18 protein-coding genes and 1 pseudogene are annotated in these 20,876 nt (G+C 67.6%); 5 read left to right on the forward strand and 14 right to left on the reverse strand.

Annotated features, from left to right (window positions below):
* Positions 1-7: 7 nt before the first annotated feature.
* Positions 8-709 (forward strand): aspartate/glutamate racemase family protein, encoded by a 702-nt coding sequence (locus U4012_RS27960; protein WP_321802360.1) that lies wholly within the window; start codon positions 8-10, stop codon positions 707-709.
* Positions 710-748: 39 nt separating this feature from the next.
* On the opposite strand, the gene U4012_RS27965 is transcribed toward U4012_RS27960, so the two are convergent.
* The 4 genes from U4012_RS27965 to U4012_RS27980 all read right to left on the reverse strand — a co-directional run bounded on the left by U4012_RS27965 (position 749) and on the right by U4012_RS27980 (position 2,507).
* Positions 749-1,114 (reverse strand): type II toxin-antitoxin system VapC family toxin, encoded by a 366-nt coding sequence (locus U4012_RS27965; RefSeq protein WP_321802361.1) that lies wholly within the window; start codon positions 1,112-1,114, stop codon positions 749-751.
* Positions 1,108-1,290: a hypothetical protein gene (locus U4012_RS27970; protein WP_321802363.1), complete on the reverse strand. Its 183-nt coding sequence runs from the start codon at positions 1,288-1,290 to the stop codon at positions 1,108-1,110. Before U4012_RS27970 ends, U4012_RS27965 begins: the two co-directional genes overlap by 7 nt.
* Positions 1,284-1,502, reverse strand: a complete 219-nt coding sequence (locus U4012_RS27975) for a ribbon-helix-helix protein, CopG family (protein ID WP_044843958.1) — start codon at positions 1,500-1,502, stop codon at positions 1,284-1,286. Before U4012_RS27975 ends, U4012_RS27970 begins: the two co-directional genes overlap by 7 nt.
* Positions 1,503-1,613: 111 nt before the next feature.
* Entirely contained in the window at positions 1,614-2,507 is an 894-nt protein-coding gene (locus U4012_RS27980; RefSeq protein ID WP_044843959.1) for a LysR substrate-binding domain-containing protein, read from the reverse strand.
* 177 nt (positions 2,508-2,684) lie between these two features.
* On the opposite strand from U4012_RS27980, the gene U4012_RS27985 reads away from it, so the two are divergent.
* From U4012_RS27985 to U4012_RS27995, 3 genes are read left to right on the forward strand one after another with little or no spacing between them, the layout of a single operon-like run.
* Positions 2,685-3,851 (forward strand): branched-chain amino acid ABC transporter substrate-binding protein, encoded by a 1,167-nt coding sequence (locus U4012_RS27985; RefSeq protein ID WP_044843960.1) that lies wholly within the window; start codon positions 2,685-2,687, stop codon positions 3,849-3,851.
* 17 nt (positions 3,852-3,868) lie between these two features.
* A complete protein-coding gene (locus tag U4012_RS27990; protein ID WP_044843961.1) occupies positions 3,869-4,408 on the forward strand; it encodes an L-2-amino-thiazoline-4-carboxylic acid hydrolase in 540 nt (179 codons plus the stop codon).
* Complete coding sequence (locus U4012_RS27995) at positions 4,401-5,657, forward strand: Zn-dependent hydrolase (protein ID WP_321802368.1); 1,257 nt, start codon at positions 4,401-4,403, stop codon at positions 5,655-5,657. Before U4012_RS27990 ends, U4012_RS27995 begins: the two co-directional genes overlap by 8 nt.
* Positions 5,658-5,678: 21 nt before the next feature.
* Here the strand turns inward: U4012_RS27995 and U4012_RS28000 are convergent, their stop codons facing one another.
* The 10 genes from U4012_RS28000 to U4012_RS28050 all read right to left on the reverse strand — a co-directional run bounded on the left by U4012_RS28000 (position 5,679) and on the right by U4012_RS28050 (position 19,884).
* The gene (locus U4012_RS28000; RefSeq protein WP_321802370.1) at positions 5,679-6,515 is read right to left on the reverse strand and encodes a cytochrome c; all 837 of its coding nucleotides are present in this window, start codon (positions 6,513-6,515) and stop codon (positions 5,679-5,681) included.
* 280 nt (positions 6,516-6,795) lie between these two features.
* Entirely contained in the window at positions 6,796-8,103 is a 1,308-nt protein-coding gene (locus U4012_RS28005) for a hypothetical protein (protein ID WP_321802384.1), read from the reverse strand.
* Positions 8,103-9,926: a glutamine--fructose-6-phosphate transaminase (isomerizing) gene (gene glmS, locus U4012_RS28010; RefSeq protein ID WP_321802371.1), complete on the reverse strand. Its 1,824-nt coding sequence runs from the start codon at positions 9,924-9,926 to the stop codon at positions 8,103-8,105. The genes U4012_RS28005 and glmS overlap by 1 nt, the downstream gene beginning before the upstream one ends.
* A gap of 131 nt (positions 9,927-10,057) precedes the next feature.
* Positions 10,058-10,546, reverse strand: a complete 489-nt coding sequence (locus U4012_RS28015; RefSeq protein ID WP_124667685.1) for a Biofilm PGA synthesis auxiliary protein PgaD — start codon at positions 10,544-10,546, stop codon at positions 10,058-10,060.
* Positions 10,524-11,795 carry a poly-beta-1,6-N-acetyl-D-glucosamine synthase gene (pgaC, locus tag U4012_RS28020; RefSeq protein WP_044843967.1) on the reverse strand — a complete coding sequence of 424 codons (1,272 nt, stop codon included), beginning with the start codon at positions 11,793-11,795 and terminating at the stop codon, positions 10,524-10,526. Before pgaC ends, U4012_RS28015 begins: the two co-directional genes overlap by 23 nt.
* A complete protein-coding gene (pgaB, locus tag U4012_RS28025) occupies positions 11,792-13,885 on the reverse strand; it encodes a poly-beta-1,6-N-acetyl-D-glucosamine N-deacetylase PgaB (protein ID WP_321802374.1) in 2,094 nt (697 codons plus the stop codon). Before pgaB ends, pgaC begins: the two co-directional genes overlap by 4 nt.
* 15 nt (positions 13,886-13,900) lie before the next feature.
* Complete coding sequence (gene pgaA / locus U4012_RS28030; protein WP_415750411.1) at positions 13,901-16,834, reverse strand: poly-beta-1,6 N-acetyl-D-glucosamine export porin PgaA; 2,934 nt, start codon at positions 16,832-16,834, stop codon at positions 13,901-13,903.
* A gap of 104 nt (positions 16,835-16,938) precedes the next feature.
* Positions 16,939-17,697, reverse strand: coding sequence for a hypothetical protein (locus tag U4012_RS28040; RefSeq protein WP_321802380.1), 759 nt, complete (start codon positions 17,695-17,697; stop codon positions 16,939-16,941).
* 72 nt (positions 17,698-17,769) lie between these two features.
* Positions 17,770-18,198 (reverse strand): hypothetical protein, encoded by a 429-nt coding sequence (locus U4012_RS28045; RefSeq protein WP_044843971.1) that lies wholly within the window; start codon positions 18,196-18,198, stop codon positions 17,770-17,772.
* A 690-nt stretch (positions 18,199-18,888) separates the two neighbouring features.
* On the reverse strand, positions 18,889-19,884 hold the full coding sequence (locus U4012_RS28050) for a LysR substrate-binding domain-containing protein (RefSeq protein ID WP_044843972.1): 996 nt from the start codon (positions 19,882-19,884) through the stop codon (positions 18,889-18,891).
* Positions 19,885-20,663: 779 nt separating this feature from the next.
* Here U4012_RS28050 and U4012_RS28055 point away from each other — a divergent pair.
* A pseudogene (locus U4012_RS28055) lies at positions 20,664-20,876 on the forward strand (circularly permuted type 2 ATP-grasp protein); the annotation flags it as partial.

The raw sequence follows: 20,876 nt of genomic DNA on the forward strand, positions 1-20,876 counted from the left end.
AGACGTCATGGCACTCGTCGGCGTACTGGGCGGAATGGGGCCGCTGGCCACGGTCGACTTCATGCATCGCGTGATGCGCCTGACGCGTGCGCGCTGCGACCAGGAGCACCTGCCGATGGTCGTCGCGAACCTGACGCAGACGCCCGATCGTTCGCGCGCGATCATCGACGGCGGGCCCGATCCGCTGCCGGCGCTGCTCGATGGCGTCGCGCTGCTGAACCGCTGCGGTGTCGACGTGATTGCGATCCCGTGCAATTCGGCGCATCACTGGTATGCGCCGCTGCGCGAACGCAGCGCGGCGCCGATCCTGCATATCGTCGATGCGTCGGTGGCCGCGTTGCCGGCCGGCGTGCGGCGCGTCGCCGTGCTCGCCACGGGCGGCACGCTGGTGTCGGGCTTCTACCAGGCGGCGCTGCGTGCGCGCGGCTTCGAACCCGTAATGCCGGACGTGGCCGCGCAGCGCGACATCGCCGCGTGCATCGCGGCGGTCAAGGCGGGGAAGATCGATGCGTCGGTGCGGTGCCTGTCGCGCGCGCTCGCGACGCTGGCGCGACGGGACGTGGGCGTCGCGGTGATGGGCTGCACGGAAATCCCGATCGCCGCGCGGGCGGTGCGCGATGCGCCGTTTGCATTGATCGACAGCACGAACGAGCTGGCGCGCGCGACGGTCGCCTATGCGGCCGAGCGCGGATGGGGGCGGGCGGTGTGACGCGCGGCTGTCCGCCACGCATGACGGACGCCGCTCGCGCTAGATCTGATACGGCGCGCGGACGCCCGGTTCGGTGACGGGAAAATCCTTCGTGTTGCGCGATACGAGCAACAGGCCGTTCACTTGCGCCGATGCCCAGACGATCGCATCGGGCAGACGAATGCGACGTTCCTTGCGAATCGTTACGGCGCGGTTCGCCACCATGCTGTCGAGCGGGATGATGTCGAACGACGAAAGCCATGCGCGAATTGCCGCATCGTCGCGGGCCGTCGTGCCGACCATGACTTCCATCCAGGTCACCATGCTGATCGCCCGGTAGTCGTAGCGGGCCAGCTCCGCGCGCGCGGACTCCGCGCCGCCGAGATAGTCGATCAGGATGTTGGTATCGAAGAGGGCTCTTACCATTCCGCGCGCAATGCCTCCTGCCAGGCGAGCCCGTCGAGCGCACGCGCTTTCCAGACACCGAACACGGTGTGGGCATGGGGCGGCCGTTGCTGCACCTGCACGAGGCAGGCGTCGGCCGGAAGCGCGCGGCCCGCATACCCGGCCGCGCTTTGAGTGTCGATGTGTGCTTCTACCATTCCGAACGCAATGCCTCCTGATAGGTGAGCCCGTCGACCGCGCGATCCTTCCACAGGCCGAATACGTGATCGGCATGCGCGCGCTTGTGTTGCGCGATATACGCGTCGATCGCGTCGCGAATGATCGCGGCGCGAGGGCGTTGCTCAGTCTCGACGATGGCGGCCAGTTCGTCGAGCTGGCCATTCGACAGATCGATCAGGATACGGCTCATCGCAACCTCCGATATATGATATGCATATCATATATACGCGTGCGGACGTCCGCAAGTCACCGGCTTGCCCGGCAAGCGCGCCGTTGCGCCGGCAGGCGGCGCAACGGCGGCTCAGGCGGCGATCTTCCTCAGCCAGTCGGCGAGCCGTCTCGCCCCGTCCGGCATGTCCGCATCCTCGCGCGTGCACAGGTAGTAGTCGCGCCCGTCGTCGAGCGCGTGGTCGAACAGCTTCACGAGTTCGCCGCTGGCCAGTTCGCGCTCGACCAGCGGCGCGCGCAGCAGCGCCGCGCCGAGATCCGCGCGCGCCGCGCTCAGCGTCAGTTGCCCGTCCTCGAACATCGGCCCCACCGCATGCGACACGTGCCGCACGCCGGCGCCCTGCAGCCAGTTGACCCAGGTGCTGCGATCCTCGTCGTGCACGAGCGGCGCCTGCGCGAGATCGGCCGGCGTGCGGAACGGCCCGTGGCGCTTCAGGAACGACGGGCTGCACATCGGCACCATCGCGCCCGGCAGCAGCCGCTCGCAGCGGTAGCCGGGCCAGTCGCCGGTGCCGAAGCGGATCGACAGGTCGGACGCGTCGCTTCGATAGTTGCGGTGATGCGCGTACAGCACGGTCACGTCGACGTCGGTGTTCTCGGCGAGGAACGCATGCAGCCGCGGGATGAACCAGCCGATGCCGAGCAGCGGAATCAGGCTGATCGTGATCTGCCGCAGCGACGACCGGTCGCGCACGAAGCGCGTCGCGCTGCGCAGCACCGAGAACGCGGCGCTGATCGAGCGGTAGTAGTCGCGCCCCTCGTCGGTGAGCGCGAGCAGCCGGCCTTCGCGCACGGTCAGCGGCGTCTGGATGAACGCCTCGAGCAGCTGCAACTGGTGGCTGACCGCGGACGGCGTGATGTCGAGCTCGTGCGCGGCCGCGGTGACCGACCCGAGACGCGCGAATGCCTCGAACGCGCGGACGGCGCGTAACGGCGGATCGTGCGGCAATTGTTCGATATTTTTCATGTGTCGAATTTTATCGAAAAATCAGGGTAAGCGACAACGTAAAAATATCCTTTATTTACAGGCTATTGAGCTATTGTGTCGGGAATGGCATAAGCATCCAACAATTGAATATTTGGGGTGAGAGTGCCGAATATTTAATATTTTTCATGTTTTGATTCGAATCCCCGAGCCCCGCACATGAAAATCGCCTTTCTTCCCGCCAGCTTCGCATTCTCCGCGGCCGCGCTGATCGCCGCCGTTCCCGCCTTCGCGCAGTCCGCACCGCAGACGATCCTGATCGGTCTCGCCGCGCCGCTCACCGGCCCGTCCGCGCGGATCGGCAAGGATCTGCAGAACGGCGCGCAACTCGCGATCGACGACGCGAACGCGAAACATCCGAGCATCGGCGGCAAGCCGGTCGTCTACAAGCTCGTCGCGGCCGACGATCAATCCGACCCGCGCACGGCCGTCGCGGTCGCGCAGCAGCTCGTCGACCAGCACGTGATCGGCGTCGTCGGCCACTGGAACACCGGTTGCAGCGTGCCGGCGTCGCGCGTCTACCGCGATGCGGGCATTGCGCAGATCGCGCCGGCGTCCACCGGCCACCAATACACGCAGCAGGGCTACGCGACGGCGTTCCGCATCATGGGTCACGACGATGCGGGCGGCAATTTCACCGGTGCCTACGCGGTGAAGACGCTGAAGGCGCAACGCATCGCGGTGATCGACGATCGCACGTCGTTCGGTGCAGGCCTCGCCGACCAGTTCATCAAGGGCGTGCAGGCGAACGGCGGCACGATCGTCGATCGCCAGTACGTGAACGACAAGACGACCGACTTCAGCGGCGTGCTGACCGCGGTCAAGGGCAAGCGCGCGGATCTCGTGTTCTTCGGCGGGCTCGACGCGCAGGCCGCGCCGATCGCGCGCCGGATGCGCCAGCTCGGCGTGAACGCGCCGCTGCTCGGCGCCGGCGGCTTCGTGAGCCAGACCTTCCTGTCGCTCGCGGGCAAGGACGGCGACGGCGTGACGGCGCTCGAACCGGGCCTGCCGCTCGACCGGATGCCGGGCGGCAAGGCGTTCGACGCCCAGTACCGCGCCCGCTTCAACGCGCCGATCGAACTGCATGCGCCGTTCGCGTACGACGCGGCGGCCACGCTGATCGCGGCCGCGCAAAAGGCCGGCACGACGCAGCCGGCGAAGCTGGTCGCGGCCGTGCGCGCGATCGACCGGCCCGGCGTGACCGGCCGGGTCGCGTTCGACGGCGAAGGCAACCTGAAGGACCCGGCATTCACGATCTACCAGGTGCGCGGCGGCAAGTGGACCGTCGTCGACGTGCTCGGCGGCGCGCACCCGGCAACGAAATAACGACGGAGACGAACCCCATGACCGACACCACCCACGCATCCGCGGCGGCACCCGAGGACACGCGCCTCGGCATCCTCGCGCGGCGCCGCATCGAAGCGGAAATCATCAAGCCGATCTACGAGATCATGAAGCGCGAATTCGGCACCGAGCGCGCGCAGGCCGTGATCGCGGAGGCCGTGCGCGGCGCGGCCGTCGACGCGGGCCGCACGTTCGCCGCGCAGGAGCCCGACGGCACGAGCGTGCAGTCGTTCATCGCGCTGCAGGTGCTGTGGGAGAAGGACGATGCGCTCGACGTCGAGGTGCGCCGCGCGGACGACACGCACTACGACTACGACGTGCATCGCTGCAGCTACGCGGAGATGTATCACGCGATGGGGCTCGGCGAAATCGGCCACCTGCTGAGCTGCGCGCGCGACAGCTACTTCATCGAGGGTTACGACCCGCGCATCGCGCTGACGCGCACGAGCACGATCATGCAGGGCGGCAAGCGCTGCGATTTCCGCTATGCGCTGCAGGCGGCGCCGCGCGACGACACCCCGGAGGCCGGCAATGCGTGACGACCTCGCGACCGCACCGCGCGTCGACGGCGCGCGCCTGTGGGCATCGCTCGAACGCATGGCGCAGATCGGCGCGACGCCGAAGGGCGGCGTCTGCCGTCTCGCGCTGACCGATCTCGACCGCGAGTCGCGCGACCTGTTCGTGCAGTGGGCACGCGATGCCGGCTGCACGGTGCGGGTGGACCGGATGGGCAACGTGTTCGCGCGCCGCGCGGGCCGCAATCCCGACGCCGCGCCGGTGATGACCGGCTCGCACGCCGATTCGCAGCCGACGGGCGGCCGTTACGACGGCATCTACGGCGTGCTCGGCGGCCTCGAGGTCGTGCGCGCGCTGAACGACGCGGGCATCGAGACCGAGCGCCCGATCGACGTCGTGATCTGGACCAACGAGGAAGGTTCGCGCTTCGCGCCGGCGATGATCTCGGCCGGCGTGTTCTCGGGCGTCTATTCGCTCGAATACGGGCTGTCGCGCACCGACGGCGCGGGCAGGACGATCGGCGAGGAGCTCGCGCGGATCGGCTACGCGGGCGCCGAACCCGTCGGCGGCTATCCGGTGCATGCCGCGTACGAACTGCATATCGAGCAGGGTGCGATTCTCGAACGCGCGGGCAGGACGATCGGCGTCGTGACGGCCGGGCAGGGGCAGCGCTGGTACGAGGTGACGCTCACGGGCGTCGACGCGCACGCGGGCACGACGCCGATGGAATTCCGGCGCGACACGCTGGTGGGCGCCGCGCGGATGATCGAATTCATCGATGCGCTCGGCCGCCGCCATGCGCCGCACGCGCGTGCGACGGTCGGGATGATCGAGGCGCGGCCGAATTCGCGCAACACGGTGCCGGGCGGCTGCTTCTTCACGGTCGAGTTCCGCCATCCCGACGATGCGGTGCTCGACGAACTCGACGCGGCGCTGCGCGCGGAACTGGCGCGCGTCGCGGCCGACGCGGGGCTCGGCGCGCAGATCGAGCAGATCTTCACGTACCCGCCGGTGCCGTTCGCGCCGCGCTGCATCGACGCGGTGCGCGATGCGGCGCAGGCGCTCGGGCTGTCGCACATGGACATCGTGTCCGGCGCGGGCCACGACGCGTGCTACGTCGCGCGCGTCGCGCCGACCGGCATGATCTTCGTGCCGTGCGTCGACGGGCTGAGCCACAACGAAGCCGAGGCGATCACGCCGGAATGGTCGGCGGCGGGCGCCGACGTGCTGCTGCGTGCGGTGCTGCAAAGCGCGCAGGAACCGGGCGCGTGACGCGCACCTGACGGGCGCGGCTTACTTGCCGGCCTTGCGCCGCGCCATGTACGCGAGGTAGGCGACGATCTGGTCGAGTTCCCGGTCGCTCAACTGATCGGGCGGGAACGCCGGCATCGCGCGGCCCGGCCAGTCGCGCACCGATGCCGGGTTGCGGATGTAGCGGCGCAGCGCGGCGGGCTGGAAGTAGTCGACCGGATTCATCGGCGTGTTCAGGTCGGGGCCGGCCTGGCTGCTGCCCGCGCCGTCGACGCGGTGGCACGCGAGGCACTGCGTGACGAACAGCCTCTGGCCCGCCCGGGCCGCATCGTCCGCCGGCAACGCCGGATCCACGGCGAGCGACGGCCAGCGCGCGAGCGGCGACGATTCGATCGTGATGCGCACGATTTGATACGGCCACTGCTCGCCGCGCACCGACGACGCGTCCGGCCCGAGCCACACGAGATAGAACGGCCCCGCGCTGACCTGCTTGCCCGGCAGCTTCGGCCACGGGTGCGCGGGGTCCTCGATCGCGAGCCACGCGACGGCGCCGGCCGGCGCACGGCGGCGCGCGAGATCCAGCGGCAGTTGCGCGGCGAAACCGTCGGCCGCGCGCGTTTCGAGCACGCCGTCCGCCGGCAGCGGCGTGTCGCCGAGCAGCGCGGCGAACGGTACCGCGTGGAACGTCATCGGCCGGCCGTACGCGATGTCGCGCGGCACGCGGATGTCCGCCGCGTCGGCGCGCGCGAGCAGCGCCTGGCGCGTCAGGACGCGAGGCGTGCCGTCGGTTTCGAGTTCGAGCGAGCCCTGGGCGGACGCGCGCGTCGCGATCAGGCACACCGTCACCAGCAACAGCGAAAACCACCGGCGCTTCAGCATTCGTTCTCCGTGGGGGCGTTCCGGCGGCGGCAGAAAGGCGAGCGCCGCGGCCGAGGGATGGAATCGGGCGACAGTCTATCCGGTACGGGCGGCGCTGGCGACTTCGGCGCGGGAGCGGGGGCGGCACGAGGAAGCGGGCCGGGCTGCCGCTGCAAGTCCGACTACCGGGTGACGACCGGGTGCGGCCGATACGCGCGGGGGGATCGCACTGCGCGATTCGGGCAAAGGCGCGAACGCCCGGATCGAGCGCGTCGGGCCGGATCGACGTGCCGGGTTGCCGTCAATGCGTCGAACACTGCGCGTCGCCCTTCGGCAACGGCGTTTCCCGTGTCGTGTCGAAATCCGCTTCGCGTGCGCCGGACGGCGTCAGCGACACGAAATGCATCGTCCCGCCGCGTGCCGGGAACCCGGCGATGCCGGTCGAGCCCCACGGAATCGGCGAACGCTGCACGCCGCTCACCGACATGCCCGTCGGCGCAAGCGCGAGGGTCAGCAGCCGCCCGTCGCGGATCGGCACGTAGGCATGCGTGCCGTCGACACCGATCCCGGCCTCGCGCACCGACGCCGGCAGGCAGTCGAGCGTGGCCAGACGGCGGCCGTCGGGGTCGATCAGCATCGCGACGCCGCGATTGTCCGCGGTCGTCGTGACGACGACGAAGCGGTCGACCGCCGGCACATACGCGGACGAATAGACGTAGTACTGGATCGTGCCGTTCAGCGGCCCGAGCATGTCGAGTTTCGCCGTGACCGGATCGAACATCGCGTATTCGAGCGTCGCGTCCGTGCTGCCCTCGATGTATTTTTGCCAGACCAGCAGCGCGCGCCGCGGCGAACCCGCGACCACGGGCCACCATTCGCGGCGGTGCGGCGCGACCGGCACATGGTTCATCACGCGTCCTTCGGCATCGTAGGTTTTCACGTAGACGCCGTTGCCGGTGCCGAGGTTGTCGACGCCGCCGCCGTCGATCCAGTCGGCGGAATAGAACACGACGAAGCGTTCGCCCACCGCGGCGACGTGGCCCGAGTGGCCGCCTGCTTCGACGTCGTTCGGGTAGGGCTTGACCGGCTTCAGGTCGCGCCGATAGACGCCGTATCGCTGGCTGACCACCTGCGGCGTGTTCCAGCCGTCCTCGAACGTGACGAAGATGTCGCCGCGCGGGTTCTGCGCGATCGACACGGGCTCCTGCGCTTCCGGGCGGCTGATGAACGTATGGACGCGCAGCAGGCGCGGCTTGCCCGGCCGCCATTCACCGACGTACACGTCATGCGGCCAGTCGCCGTTGCGCAGCGCGCCGCGCGGCACGATGCCCGAGCTGCTGAAGAACACCCAGCGCCGGCCGTCGCCGGCGTCGGCCACGCCGATCCCGTGCATGAAGCGCCGCGGGTCGCCGCGCTCCTGCGGCGACTGAGGTGACGCCGGCGCCTCCACGGTGACGGTGTGCACGACCGGCGCGCCGGCAAACGCGCGCGACGGCGCGGCGAACGCGCAGCACGCGCCGCAGAGCACGGTCGCGACGCGCCACGCGGCGGCGCGCCCGAACGCATGCGGGCGCGCGCTGGCGACCTGCGCCGCGACCGGCCGCCGCATCATTCGACGGTGACCGATTTCGCGAGATTGCGCGGCTTGTCGACGTCGGCGCCGCGCGCGCAGCCGACGTGATACGCGAGCAGCTGCAACGGGATCACGTTGACGATCGGCGACAGCGCGTCGCCCGATTCGCGCACGCGGATCAGGTGCGTGTCGCGGTCGGCGTCGATCTCGAGATGATGGCCGGCGAGCACGTACAGCCGTCCGCCGCGCGCGCGCACCTCGGCCATGTTGGACTTCAGCTTCTGGAACAGGCGGTCGTCCGGCGCGATCGTGACGACCGGCATCGCGCTCGTGACGAGCGCGAGCGGGCCATGCTTCAGTTCGCCGGCCGGATAGCCTTCCGCATGGATGTACGACACTTCCTTGAGCTTCAGCGCGCCTTCGAGCGCGATCGGATAGTGAATGCCGCGCCCGAGGAACAGCGCGTTCTCGGTGCGCGCGAACTTCGCGGCCCAGCCCATGATCTGCGTTTCCAGCGCGAGTGCGTGACCGATGCGCTCCGGCAGTTCGTGCAGCTGCTTCAGGTGCATCGCGACCTGCGCGGCGTCGAGCCGGCCGCGCTGCTGCGCGAGCGCGAGCGTCAGCAGGAACAGCGCGACGAGCTGGGTCGTGAACGCCTTGGTCGACGCGACGCCGAGCTCGATGCCGGCGCGTGTCAGGAAGCTGAGCGGCGCGCTACGCGCGATCGAACTCGTCGCCACGTTGCAGATTGCCATCGACATGTCCTGGCCCATCGCGCGCGCGCGCTCGATCGCGCCGATCGTGTCGGCGGTCTCGCCGGACTGCGAAATGCCGACAACGAGCGTGCGCGGATCGGGCACGGTATCGCGATAGCGGTATTCGCTCGCGATCTCGACCTGCGCCGGGATGCCCGCGATGCCCTCGAGCCAGTATTTCGCGGTCAGGCCCGCGTAGTAGCTGGTGCCGCAGCCGAGCAGCAGCACGCTTCGGGTCTTCGACAGCAGCGCACGCGTGCTGTCGCTGCCGCCGAACAGCGCGGGCGAGACCGTGTCGATGCCGTCGATCGTGGCGGCGATTGCCTTCGGCTGTTCGAAGATCTCCTTCTGCATGAAGTGCTGGTACGGGCCGAGCGCGGCGTCGTCGTCGCGCGCCTTGACGAGGCACAGCGGACGCTGTGCTTCGCTCCCGACCGAGTCGACCACGGCGATCCGCTCCGGCGTGATCAGCGCGACGTCACCGTCTTCCAGGTAGACGAAACGGTCGGTCAGGTCGCCGAGTGCCGCGCAATCGGACGCGAGATAGTTCTGGTCCGCGCCGATGCCGATCACGAGCGGTGAGCCCGCGCGCGCGGCGACGAGCCGCTGCGGCTCGCGCGCGCTCAGCACGGCGATTGCGTACGCGCCGTGCAGCCGCTTGACCGCGCGAATCACCGCGTCGAACAGGTCGTCGCGATACATGCTGTGGATCAGGTGCGCGATCACCTCGGTGTCGGTCTCGCCGCGAAACGTATAGCCGCGCTCCCGCAGTTCGGCGCGCAGCGCATCGTGGTTTTCGATGATGCCGTTGTGCACGACCGCGATCGTGTCGCCCGACATGATCGGGTGCGCGTTCATTTCCGACGGTGCGCCGTGCGTCGCCCAGCGCGTGTGCGCGATGCACGTCTGCGCTTCGAGACCGAGCGTCAGCACGCGGTCCTGCAAGTCTGCCACGCGCCGCAACGTGCGTTCGCTGCGCAGGCAGCCGTCACGCAGCACGGCGATGCCGCACGAATCGTAGCCGCGATATTCGAGCCGGCTCAGTGCATTGACCAGTTGCGGGACCTGATTTTTCAGGCCGCTTGCTCCGACGATTCCGCACATGATTCACCTCGTCTACAGGAAGTTTTCCGGCCTGCGCGCGACGCGCGCCAGGACGATTTCAGGAGCGCCGTCGCGTCATGCGGCGTGCGTGGTGCGCAGTGCGCAGTGCGTTGCGGCACGGCGCCGGTGACCTACTCGCGGGGCTGCGGTCCCGCATGCGCGATCCATTCGATGCCCGAGATCGAGCCGTTCGCGTCGTGCGACGCGACGAGAATGCGCGTCGTGCGCCGCGCGCCGCGCCGGCGGGCGCCCGCGAGCGCGGTCGGCGGCATCGAGCGCATCTTCACGCTGGCCGAGCGCCGCAGCATCTTCGACACGCGCAACCGGTACGCGAGCGGATGCACGACGCGTCCCGCGATCAGCCACGTGACGATCGTGCCGGCGATCAGCGCGATGCTCGTCACGTAGAACACGATCTGCTCGATCGGCATCTCGGCCTCGTTGAACGGCAGCAGGTAGCGGTACGTGTAGATGCAGATCGATGCCCATACTCCTCCGACCAGCGCGGGCCGCACGAGGCGGAACCATGCGACGAGCACGGGCCCGACGACGACGCCGCGCTCGGCGATCATTTCGCGCGGCGCGCGCAGGGAAAGGTCAATAATCGGCGCGTTCTTCATGTTGAATGCCTCGGTCGGGACTGACCCAGACGGCGCGCTTGCCGCGGCCCCGCAGAACGACGGCGGGCAGGGCGACGACGGTGGTGATCATGCTGATCAGCCAGAACGCGACGGGGTACCAGACGGTGTCAAGGAAATACATCAGGAGTTTTTCGTCATAACGACGATCGATCATGCTGCCGATGATCAGCTGCAGGATGCAGGTCGCGACCAGCAGCATCCCGTGCCAGTGCGGCACCACGGACACATGCCAGTCGGGCGGAAGCGGGTAGACGACGTCGACGAGCGCGAGCAGCAGGATGAACGACATCGAATAGGCCCACGTGATGCCGATCAGGTACTCGACGAACAGCGGCCACATCATCATCTGGGTCGGCCGCGCGAGCGTGCCCGCGTACTTGATCAGCACCTGGATGCCGCCTTTCGCCCAGCGCAATCGCTGCCGGTAGAGACCCTTCAGCGTCTCGGGCATCAGGATCCAGCTGAGCGCGTGCGGCTCGTACACGACGCGCCAGTCGCGGCACTGCAGCTTCCAGCTGATGTCGATGTCCTCGGTCAGCATGTCCGAGCTCCAGTAGCCGACGTCGGCGAGCGCGGTCTTGCGGAACATCGTGATCACGCCCGACACCGTGAAGATGCGGCCGTACACTTGCTGCGTGCGCTTGATCAGGCCGACGATCGACGAGAATTCGCCGACCTGCATGCGTCCCAGCAGCGACGTGCGCGTGCGGATGCGCGGGTTGCCGGTGACCGCGCCGACGCCCGGGTCGGTCAGGAAGTGCTCGAGCATCCAGCCGATCGCGTCATGCGCGAGCAGCGCATCGCCGTCGATGCAGAGCAGGTATTCCGCGTTCGATACCGCCGCCGCGGTGGTGAGCCCGACCGCCTTGCCTTCGTTGCGCGCGTGATGGATGACGAGCAGCCGCGGGATCTCGACGGCCAGCTCGTTGAGGATGTCGCCCGTGCGGTCCCGGCTGCCGTCGTTGACCGCGATGATGTCGTAGTTCGGGTAGTCCATCGCGTTGAGGTGGCGGATCACGCTGCGTGCGTTGGCGGCCTCGTTGAAGCACGGCACGACGATCGAGATCTTCGGGATGCCGCTCGCGGCGATCGTGCGCGTCGACAGCTCGCGGCCTTCCTCGAGCAGGAAATAATGGACGACGCCGCCGATCATCCACAGATACGACATGAAGAACGGATAGTAGAAGACGAAGTCCTGCAGGCGCTGGATGATGCCGTGGGTGGTCATGGCGTCTTGGTCCCCTGTGCATGCTGCATCTGCATCAGCGCGTTGATGGAGGTCGGATCGAGGCGCGACTTCAGCGACATCACGTCGCGCATCGCGTCGAGTTCCGGCTGGCCGTTCAGGAAGTTGTCCGGGTAGTAGCCGAAATTCACGGCGCCCTCGCTGCGCAGTCGTCGCATCTGCGCAAGCAGCGTGCCGGCCGGCACCTGCTTCTGCGCGCGCCAGTCGTACGACTGCAGTTCGAACACGGTGCGCTGCAGCCCGCGCTGCTTGGCGCGGACGGCCCGCACGAGCTGGTCCAGCCAGCCCTCGGGATCCTTCGCCTGCTCCATGTACGGCATCGCCATCAGCGCGACGTAGTCGTAGGTGGCGAGGAAATCGTCGTAGTTCTGCGCGTACCACGCTTCCGATTCGGGCTTGAGCACCGGCAGCGCGTAGATGTTGCGCGCGGTCAGCACGTCGCCCACGTTCTGATGGGCCAGCACGATCTGTTCGAGCTGGCGGGTCAGGTCGATCAGGTAGCGCGACTTCTGGCGCGTCCAGCGTTTCAACAGGTCGGGATTTTCGCGGATCTTGCCGACGTCGGCCGGCAGCCCCCACTGCGAATAGGTGCGCAGCGCATGCCGGCCCGCATCCTCGTAGTCGTCGAGCACGGCGTCGTCGCTGAACAGGATGCCGCTGAACGACGCGTGCTTGCTGAGATCCTCGTAGATCTGCTGGATCATCAGCCGCGCCTCCGGATCGAACGGGCTCAGCCGGAACACGCGCGTGCCGTTTTCGCGGGCCGGCGCGCCGCCGAATGCGCTGACGGCCTCGAGCCCGCGTTGCTTGTCCGGCGGCGGCCGGAACGCGAGCACCGGCATCCACGCGTACACCTGCACGTTGGAGCGCGTGTTGAGCTGCCACGCGGCGCGCGAGAACAGGTCGGCGCGCATCGGCAGGTGCCGGTTCGGGAAATACACCGCTTCGGCCACGCCCGTGCCTTTCGGGTCGGCATACGCCTGCAGGTATACCGATTTCGGCTGCATCCGGTAGATGCGTTCGATCAGCTTGCCGAGATTCGCTTCCTGCCGCGCGGGATCCGGATCGTAGACCTGGTCGAGATCGACCTGCACGGTGCGCTCGGGCACGTCGACGTCGCCGCGGTTGGAGGCCGGCTCGCGCATCGAGCGTTCGAACCCGCCGATGTCGACGTCGTACATCATCAGGATCCGTCTCAGCCGGTCCAGCGGCACGTCCGGCGTATTCGGGCCGGCATCGAGGCTGAACTGGATGTCCATGCCGAGCGACGTCGATATCTGGCGCACGGGCTGGTTTTCCGCGCCGTATGGCCACACCATCGAGCGAGCAACGATGCCCGTGTGTTCGCGGATCTGGCGCACGCACGTCTGCAGGTCGTCGTGCACGCGTGCGTGGAATTCGGCGTCGGTTTCATAGCGTTTCTGGTCTTGCAGGTAGAGGTGCGACGTGGTCGCCGGCAACTCGTTGCCTTGCGGATTCGCGATCGCGCCGTGATGGAGGTTGTGGGTATGGCAGCCGAGCTCGACGAGGTCCGACTGGCCGAGCTTCTTCACCTCGTCCCACGACAGGAAGTAGTCGCGCGGCACCTGGACCTTGTCGCTGATGCGGATCGGCACATTCGGCGGTGCATCGATCCACGCGGTGACGATGCCCATCACGGCCGGATACTTGAAGCGCTCGAGCAGCGGCAGCACTTTCGTGTAGTGGCTGCGAAAGCCGTCGTCGAACGTGAGCAGCACGGCGCGCGGCGGCAGCGGCTTGCCGCCGTGCCGGGATGCCTCGATCTGCTTGACCGTGATGGTGTGGTAGTTGTTGGTCTGCAGCCACGAGAAGATCGCGGTCAGCGTGCCGGTATCGACCGCGAACGGATCGACCAGCGCCGACGGGGGCTTGAACGACTCCATCAGGTTGTCGCGCACGTCATGCAGGCAGATGACGCGAAACGTCTTGCCGTCGGCCGGATCGGATGGCGGCAGCAGGTCGATCATCTTGGCGTTCGTCACGCCCGGGAACAGCGAACAGGCGGTGAACGTGCCGAGGCATCCGCACATGAAGGTCCGTCTGGTTTGCATTGCGCGATCTCCTTGCTAGAACGGCAGGTTGAGCGACAGGAAGCCGGTTTCGGAGCGCTCGCGCTGGCCGTCGTACGCGTGGCTGCTGACCTCGACGCCATAGCTCAGCGTGATGTCGTGCTTGAACGTCCACGCGTGCTCGAGACGCGCGCTCCACAGCGGGCTGCTGCCGAAGCCGCGCTCGTTGTACACGCCGCCCGACGCCGAGACGCGCTGCTGCAGCGACATGTCGCCCTTCTTCCACAGCGTCAGCTGGTGCATGACGGTCGCCGCGGCCGCATAGTCGCGGCCCGGGCTGAAGTAGGGCGCGTCCCGGCGCGTGTTGCTGTCGGTGCCGAGTTCCAGCGAGACGTTGACGAGCTGTTTGGCGGACGTGTACACACGCTGCGTGGCGGTTGCCGCGATTTCCTGGTGCAGGTTCGAATCGCTGTAGCGGCTCACGCCGTAGCTCAGCTTGACCTCGCGGCGGTCGTTCTGGCGATACACGACCGACGCGTTCGCGGAGCGGCCCCAGATATGCGCGGCATACGCCTTCCACGGCAGCGAGTTGTCGTTGCTGTCGAGGCCGGCGCTGACCGTCCAGTAGTCGTTCAGCGCGTACGCGATCGACCCGCGGCCGCCGGTTCGGCCGTCCGAGCCGAACGAGCGCGTGACTTCGCCCTGCACGGTGAGCGGCCCGTGCCGGTAGTCGCCGCCGACGCCCGTGCGCGTGCGGCTGACGCTGCCGGAATCGGTTTGCGCGTGGCCGAAGAACGTATGCGAGAAGACGCGCCAGTTGTCGCCGAACGGTTGCGAATACACATAGCTGTCCGACGTGAAGCTGTTGTCGGCCAGTGCGCTGTTGCCGTGCTCGAAGCTCAGGTCGGTCGTGAACACGGGGCTGCGGTATGCCTTGTAGTCGCGCTTGAAGCTGCGCACGGCGCCGCTGTCCGGGAACGTGTTGTCGAGGGTCTGGTCGACGTTCTTCGCGGTTGCGTAGTCGTCTGCCGTCAGCGCCGCGCGGCCGAGGCCGGCGAGCATCTCGACGCTGTCCGGGTGGTCGGTCAGCGATGCGCGATACATCGCGATCGCCTGGCGGGGATGCGACTGGCCGGATACCGCGTCGGCGTGCGCGGCACGGACCTCCGCGTTGAACGGCACCTCCTTCTCGAGCTGTTCCAGCGCGGCGATCCCCTCGTCGGTGTGACCCGTGAAGATCAGGTATTGCGCGCGCAGCCGGTAGTAGCGCAGATAGTCGCTTTCTTCCGGACCGACGTTGCGCACTTCGTTGACCGGCGGCAGGGACTTGCCCATGTCGTCGAGCACCTGCTTCGCGTCCGCCGCGCGTGCCTGGTCGACATACGACCAGAACAGCCCTTCGCGAAGTTCGATCGGACGCGTGCGTGCGCCGTACTGGAAGCCGCGGGTCGCACGGTCCGTAGGCGACGCGGTTGCCTGGTTCAGCGCGCGCTGGTACACGCCGTTCGCCTTGGCCGGTTCGCTCAGGTACAGGTAGGCGTCGCCAACCGCCGCCAGCGCGTCAATCGAGATCTCCGCATTGGACGGGATCGTCTCGAACGTCGCGACGGCCGGCTTCATGTCGCCGCGTGCCGCGAGGGCGACCGTGCGGTCGCCCGCGAGCGCCGTCCTGACCGGCGCATAGTCGGGCGTGGCCGGCATCCGCTTGTCGAGGTCGTCGGCCGCGCGCAGCGCGTTGTCGATCCCGTCGAAGCGGTCCGGACTCGTCATCGAGCGCGACTTGTCGCGTCCGCCGCGCACCTGCTGGCGTATCGACAGCTCTTCCAGCTGCGCGACGTCGACGGCCGAGAACGCATCGGGCCGTGCCTTCGCTTCCTCGAGCGCCTGGATCGCGCCGCCGCTCGCCGCGAGGCCGAACACGTCGTTGCGCACGGTCGCGACATCGGCGGTACGGAGATTCGGTATCTGGGCATTCGGTGTCTGGACGTCGGGGCCTTGCGATCGCTGGATCGATTCGCCGGGTAGCTGGGCGCCGGGCGTCTGCGAATTCGGTGCCTGCGAGGACGGCGGCTGAGCGCCGGGCGTCTGGGTCACCGGCGCAGGCGAGGTCGGCATGGGGGTGCCGGATGCCTGCGCGGTTTGCGTCGGTGTCGTCGCTGTCGTCGCAGCATTCGGCGATGCGGCGGCAGCGGCCGGTGCGGGCTGGGTCGGCGCGTCCGATGCATGCGCGACCGGAGCCGATGTATTCGGTGGCGCGGTGTCGGGCGCCTGGGCAAGCGGCATTGGAGCATCCGACGATTGCGCAGCCGGAGCCGATGTATTCGGCGGCGCGGTGTCGGGCGCCTGGGTAAGCGGCATTGGAGCATCCGACGATTGCGCGGCTGGAGCCGATGTGTTCGGCGGCGCGGTGTCGGGTGCCTGGGCAAGCGGGATTGAAGCATCCGACGATTGCGCGGCTGGAGCCGATGTGTTCGGCGGCGCGGTGTCGGGTGCCTGGGCAAGCTGGATTGAAGCATCCGACGATTGCGCGGCTGGCGCTGACATATTCGGCGACGCGATGTCGGGCGCCTGGGCAAGCTGCTGCGTCTGCGCATCCGACGATCGCGCGTCCGGCGCCGGTTCACTCGGCTGCGCCGCGTCCGGCTCCACCACGACCGTGGTCGGCATCGCCTGCGGCTGCGGGTTCGACGCCTGCGCGATCTGCATCGATGCGTCCGATGCCTGCGCGATCGGCGTCGGCGCATGCGGGGGCAGGGCGTCCGGGCCCTGGGCGAGCCGCATCGACGCCTCCGTCGGCTGCATGCCGGGCGGCAGCGCATCCGGCGCGCCGTGGGTCCCTGCGACTTCCCTCGCGCTGCCCGGTTCCGCGTCGCCTTCGGCGGCAAGACAGGAGCCGGACGCGATGAGCAGCAACAGCAAGGGCGCGTGCAGGAGGATCCGCCGGTTGGGCGGAGCGACGGTGGTGCATTGTTGTTGACGATTGTTAGCCACGATGTCTCCTCACTCTGAAACGATCACATCGGTTGCACGCCCGACGACGCGCGTCGCCGGTCGTCGTGCTGCCGGGCAGTGAGGCCCGGCAGCGTCCGGCCGCTTCACAGGCGGTTGCGGATCGCTTGTCCAAGCAGCGCGCGCGATTCGCTGTTCTTCGGGTCGATGGCGAGGGCCCGGCTCGCGTTGTGCTCGACGCAGGTCCATTCGTCGATCCGTGCGCACCAGCGCGCCCTGGCGAGAGCGCGGGCGCCTTCCATCTCGTCGCGCGTGACGCTGGTGGTCTGCATGTGCGTCGTGTCGGCGATATCCGATTGCGGTTGCCGTGTCGGCGTGGGCTCGGGGTGTTGTCTCGTGCGTGCCAGCGCCTGCGAACGCGACGTCCGGTGCGTGTCAGCGGGGCGTGCCGCGCGAGCGCTGGCCGATGCGGCGTGTGCGCCGGCCGCGAGCGTCGTGGTCGGCACATGCGCGGGGCGCGGGTGTTTCGCGGCGGAGCGGGCGGTCGGTGGTGGCGGCACGGCCGGGGCGGTCGCGGCCGACCCGGCAGGCATTGCCGACGCAAACGGCGTACCCGGTACGGAAGGCGTCACCGGCTCGGCCTGCGCGGCCGTCGACGCCGCGCGGGAGGCGTCGGCCGTCGCGGCCACGATGGCCTGGCGATACTTCCCGACGGTGGTGCCGATCAAGCCGGCGATGTCGTGCGTCACGGTTGCATGGCTGCCCCCCACGTCTCGCTCGACGTACGCGAAGGCGCCGAAGATCGCGGCAAATGCAACGATGCTGAGCGCCGCATTCTTTCCCGGTCCCCAGGAGGGCTTCGGCTGACGGACGGGCGCGCCGTCCGGTCGCTCTGCACGAGTCATTCGATTCTCCTGTCGATGGATTGCAGTGCATGACGCGGGTGCGCGCCCTCGGCGCGCGGATTCGACTGACGTTCACCACCGCAACTGCGTGGTGAGTGCGCCAGTTTCGACCACCGCGAACTGGGTCGCTCCCTGATAGGTCCCTTCGACCCGGTAACTTGCATCGGGCACGCTGAACAGACAGCGCGAACCCGTCGCGTTGAATTCGACGAGGACGCGTCCATGCCGTCGCAGCCGCACCTGCACGTTCGACAGCGGTTGCCCGGTGGCGCCCGATACGAACGACACACCGAGGTTGTACGGCCGGCCATCGGGGGGAAGCGGCGCCGTACCGTCGATTCGCGCGTCGCCGCAGACGTACGAAATCACGTATCGCCCGGAGCCGGTATCGGACGAGGGTGTCGGGGCCTGGTTCGGAGTTTGGGCCGCGGCATGAATGCAGAGCGCGGATACGACAATGCCGAGGAGCCGGCGACCATGCTGTTCAAACGAGGAAGACATTGCAACCTCCATCCGGAATCGCTGGCAATGCACTTATTCCGATTTGAAAATTAGCGACGCTATTTCGTTTTGCGACAACGCTATTGATACACGATGGGTTTCGAACAAACAATCATGTGTGGCCCGAATGGGACAAGCTTTAAATGTCTTATTTAAATAGGATTGGCAATAATTCGACGAAATGGATCAGCTCTGAACAAAGGCGATATTGCCGAATATGAAATTTGCTCATCGGTAGCGATGACCATTTTGCAAATTTCCGACGTAAGTGGTACCGACGTTTGTACCGAAAAGTAACGACTGATAAAAGGAAGACTTTCCTCTTTCATCGAAGCATTACGGTGAATTTCGGAGTGCAGGTCAGGGAATCGAAAGAGGTGATATGGCCTTATCGATGAAAAATGCCATTGCATGAAAAGAGAAACTTTTAATTTGTTCTGTAACAGGTTATTTCTGTCGTATGAATCGGAAATTTATTCGGGGTCGATGTTTTCGATGTAAATTAAATGCAATTCGGCTCGCAAACGTTTGCCTGTTTTTACGGGTTTGATCGAGGTACGGAACGCATATCGAAGACGGAGCAGGAGCGGAAAATGCTCCGCGATTGCGCACGTCGAATAACCGCGCGCCGGGCGGATTGCATCCGCGCGGCGCGCTGGCGAGTCGGGTGACGAGGGACGGTGAAGGGCGCTACCGGCTGCCGCCGGCGCTGCGGCGCGCGATGCGCATGGCCGGCGCGATCGACTCCTCGGCCGCGCGCGCGCCGTCGGCCGCGGTGCGCGGCCGGTTCATGATGTAGGTCCACAGCTGCTCGGCCGCGAGCCCGCGCTTGCGCGCGGACCGGTACAGGCGGATCTCGAGTTCGGTGATCCAGTCCGCCGAGCCCGCGCGGACGAGCGAGCCCTCCGCGAGTTCCTTCGCCACGCAGCTTTCGGGCAGCCAGCCGATCCCGTGCCCGGCCACGACCATCCCCTTCAGCGCCTCGGACATGTGCGTCTCGAAGCACCGGTGCAGCGCGTACGGTTCGGCCGCGTTCAGCAGCAGCATTTCGACCACGTTCCCGAGGAACGCGCCCGACGAATACGCGAGCAGCGGCAGCGGCGCGTCCGGCGTGCCGGGCAGTTCGAATACCGGTTTGCCGCGCGCGTCGGGCGTCGACACCGGCAGGATCCGTTCGACGCCGAGCGTGACGAACGGGAAGTGGTTCGGATCGAGCACGATCGGCAGTTGCGGATGGTGATAGCCGAGCAGCAGGTCGCATTCACCTTCGACGAGCTGCTGCACGCCTTCGGGCACGTTCACCGCGTTGACGCGCGCGGTCACGTGGCCGACTTCGCCGTTCAGCTGCTTGAGCCATTCGGGGAACAGCGTGAACACGAGCGTATGCGCGACCGCGAAGCGCACCACCTGGTCGCTTGCCGCGAACTGGTCATAGCCGTTCACGAGGTTGCGTGCCGCATACATGCTGCGCAGGATGTCCGCGGCCAGCCCGCGGAACATCTGCCCGGCCGGCGTCAGCGCGATCGGGTTGATGCTGCGGTCGACCAGCTTCGCGTCCATCCACGTTTCGAGCGCGGCGATGCGCCGGCTGAACGCCGACTGCGTGAGGTGCCGATGACGCGCGGCCCGGGAAAAGCTCTTGGTATCCGCAAGGCTCAGGAAATCTTCCAGCCACTTTGCTTCCATGTTGATCTTCGCTGTTTATAGTCGGCGCCGGGAGGAGCGGCACCATTTCACTGAACCGGTTTGGTAGCGTACCGCGCCTCGCGCATGGGGGCCGATGTTTTTTTTCGATCGGTGTCAGTCGAAATATGCATGGGCGTTGTCGGCGGGATTACGGCTGCATAAGTTCGAGGTGCCGGACCCGGCTAACCGGTTAGTTCACCGCGTCGAACTGCCCGACCTGCCGCAGACGGTACTTCCCCCAGGGCCGGCCTCGTGCCGGCCCGCCTTTCCGCCATTCCGCCCGGTAACCGAAGGATGCGGCGCCATTCCCGTCCGCGGTGCAGGACGGGCCGCCGCGACGGGCCGCCGCCGCCGCGACGCGGTTCGCTGCGATGCGGCAAGACCGGCCGAGGAGGTGGCGGGACGCGGCCGAGTGCACGGCGGCGGGAAGCCGTGCCGGTACGGGCTCGGAGCTGCTGCCGGCGAGCAGCGCGGCAACGGGCAGGCGTGCGGGCAGGGGAAGTATTGGTGCAGTGCAGCTTGCACAGTCGTGACACGCAGGGGAACTATGTTTCACAGACGCGGCGCAGCAGCGGCCGTGCACGGGCATGGCACGCCGCTGGCGCGTCCCGCGCCGTGCGTCGCACCATCATGGTGCGGCATGCTGCGGGGGCGTGCCGGCCGCGCGACAAAAAGGGGGACCTGAGGGGTCATAGCAAGGCACGTTCCTTGCAAGGCAGTTAGTACGCCGGTCCGGCATGCGCAATGCCGGGGAAAACGATCGATGGAGAAAAAGATCGATGAAGCCATTCGATGAAATGCTGCAATCCGGCGATATGGTGAGGGCGCCTTACGCGCGCCTCAAGCAGTGGCTCGACACGCAGAACCCTGCAAGCCTCGCCCAGAAGGCCCACGACGCGGAAGGCGTGTTCCGCAGGACCGGCATCACGTTCGCCGTGTACGGCGACGCACAGGCCGCCGAGCGGCTGATTCCGTTCGACATCGTGCCGCGC

The organism is Burkholderia sp. BCC1988, assembly GCF_905339895.1.
GTDB lineage: Bacteria > Pseudomonadota > Gammaproteobacteria > Burkholderiales > Burkholderiaceae > Burkholderia.

Coding starts and splice junctions, on each gene's coding strand:
- U4012_RS27975 (WP_044843958.1), bottom strand. CDS start 1,502: ATGAGCCGTATCCTGATCGATCTGTCGAATGGCCAGCTCGACGAACTG.
- U4012_RS27970 (WP_321802363.1), bottom strand. CDS start 1,290: ATGGTAGAAGCACACATCGACACTCAAAGCGCGGCCGGGTATGCGGGC.
- U4012_RS27980 (WP_044843959.1), bottom strand. CDS start 2,507: ATGAAAAATATCGAACAATTGCCGCACGATCCGCCGTTACGCGCCGTC.
- U4012_RS27960 (WP_321802360.1), top strand. CDS start 8: ATGGCACTCGTCGGCGTACTGGGCGGAATGGGGCCGCTGGCCACGGTC.
- U4012_RS27995 (WP_321802368.1), top strand. CDS start 4,401: ATGCGTGACGACCTCGCGACCGCACCGCGCGTCGACGGCGCGCGCCTG.
- pgaC (WP_044843967.1), bottom strand. CDS start 11,795: ATGACCACCCACGGCATCATCCAGCGCCTGCAGGACTTCGTCTTCTAC.
- glmS (WP_321802371.1), bottom strand. CDS start 9,926: ATGTGCGGAATCGTCGGAGCAAGCGGCCTGAAAAATCAGGTCCCGCAA.
- U4012_RS28040 (WP_321802380.1), bottom strand. CDS start 17,697: ATGACTCGTGCAGAGCGACCGGACGGCGCGCCCGTCCGTCAGCCGAAG.
- U4012_RS27985 (WP_044843960.1), top strand. CDS start 2,685: ATGAAAATCGCCTTTCTTCCCGCCAGCTTCGCATTCTCCGCGGCCGCG.
- U4012_RS28050 (WP_044843972.1), bottom strand. CDS start 19,884: ATGGAAGCAAAGTGGCTGGAAGATTTCCTGAGCCTTGCGGATACCAAG.
- U4012_RS27965 (WP_321802361.1), bottom strand. CDS start 1,114: ATGGTAAGAGCCCTCTTCGATACCAACATCCTGATCGACTATCTCGGC.
- pgaB (WP_321802374.1), bottom strand. CDS start 13,885: ATGCAAACCAGACGGACCTTCATGTGCGGATGCCTCGGCACGTTCACC.
- U4012_RS27990 (WP_044843961.1), top strand. CDS start 3,869: ATGACCGACACCACCCACGCATCCGCGGCGGCACCCGAGGACACGCGC.
- U4012_RS28000 (WP_321802370.1), bottom strand. CDS start 6,515: ATGCTGAAGCGCCGGTGGTTTTCGCTGTTGCTGGTGACGGTGTGCCTG.
- U4012_RS28005 (WP_321802384.1), bottom strand. CDS start 8,103: ATGCGGCGGCCGGTCGCGGCGCAGGTCGCCAGCGCGCGCCCGCATGCG.
- U4012_RS28015 (WP_124667685.1), bottom strand. CDS start 10,546: ATGAAGAACGCGCCGATTATTGACCTTTCCCTGCGCGCGCCGCGCGAA.
- U4012_RS28045 (WP_044843971.1), bottom strand. CDS start 18,198: ATGTCTTCCTCGTTTGAACAGCATGGTCGCCGGCTCCTCGGCATTGTC.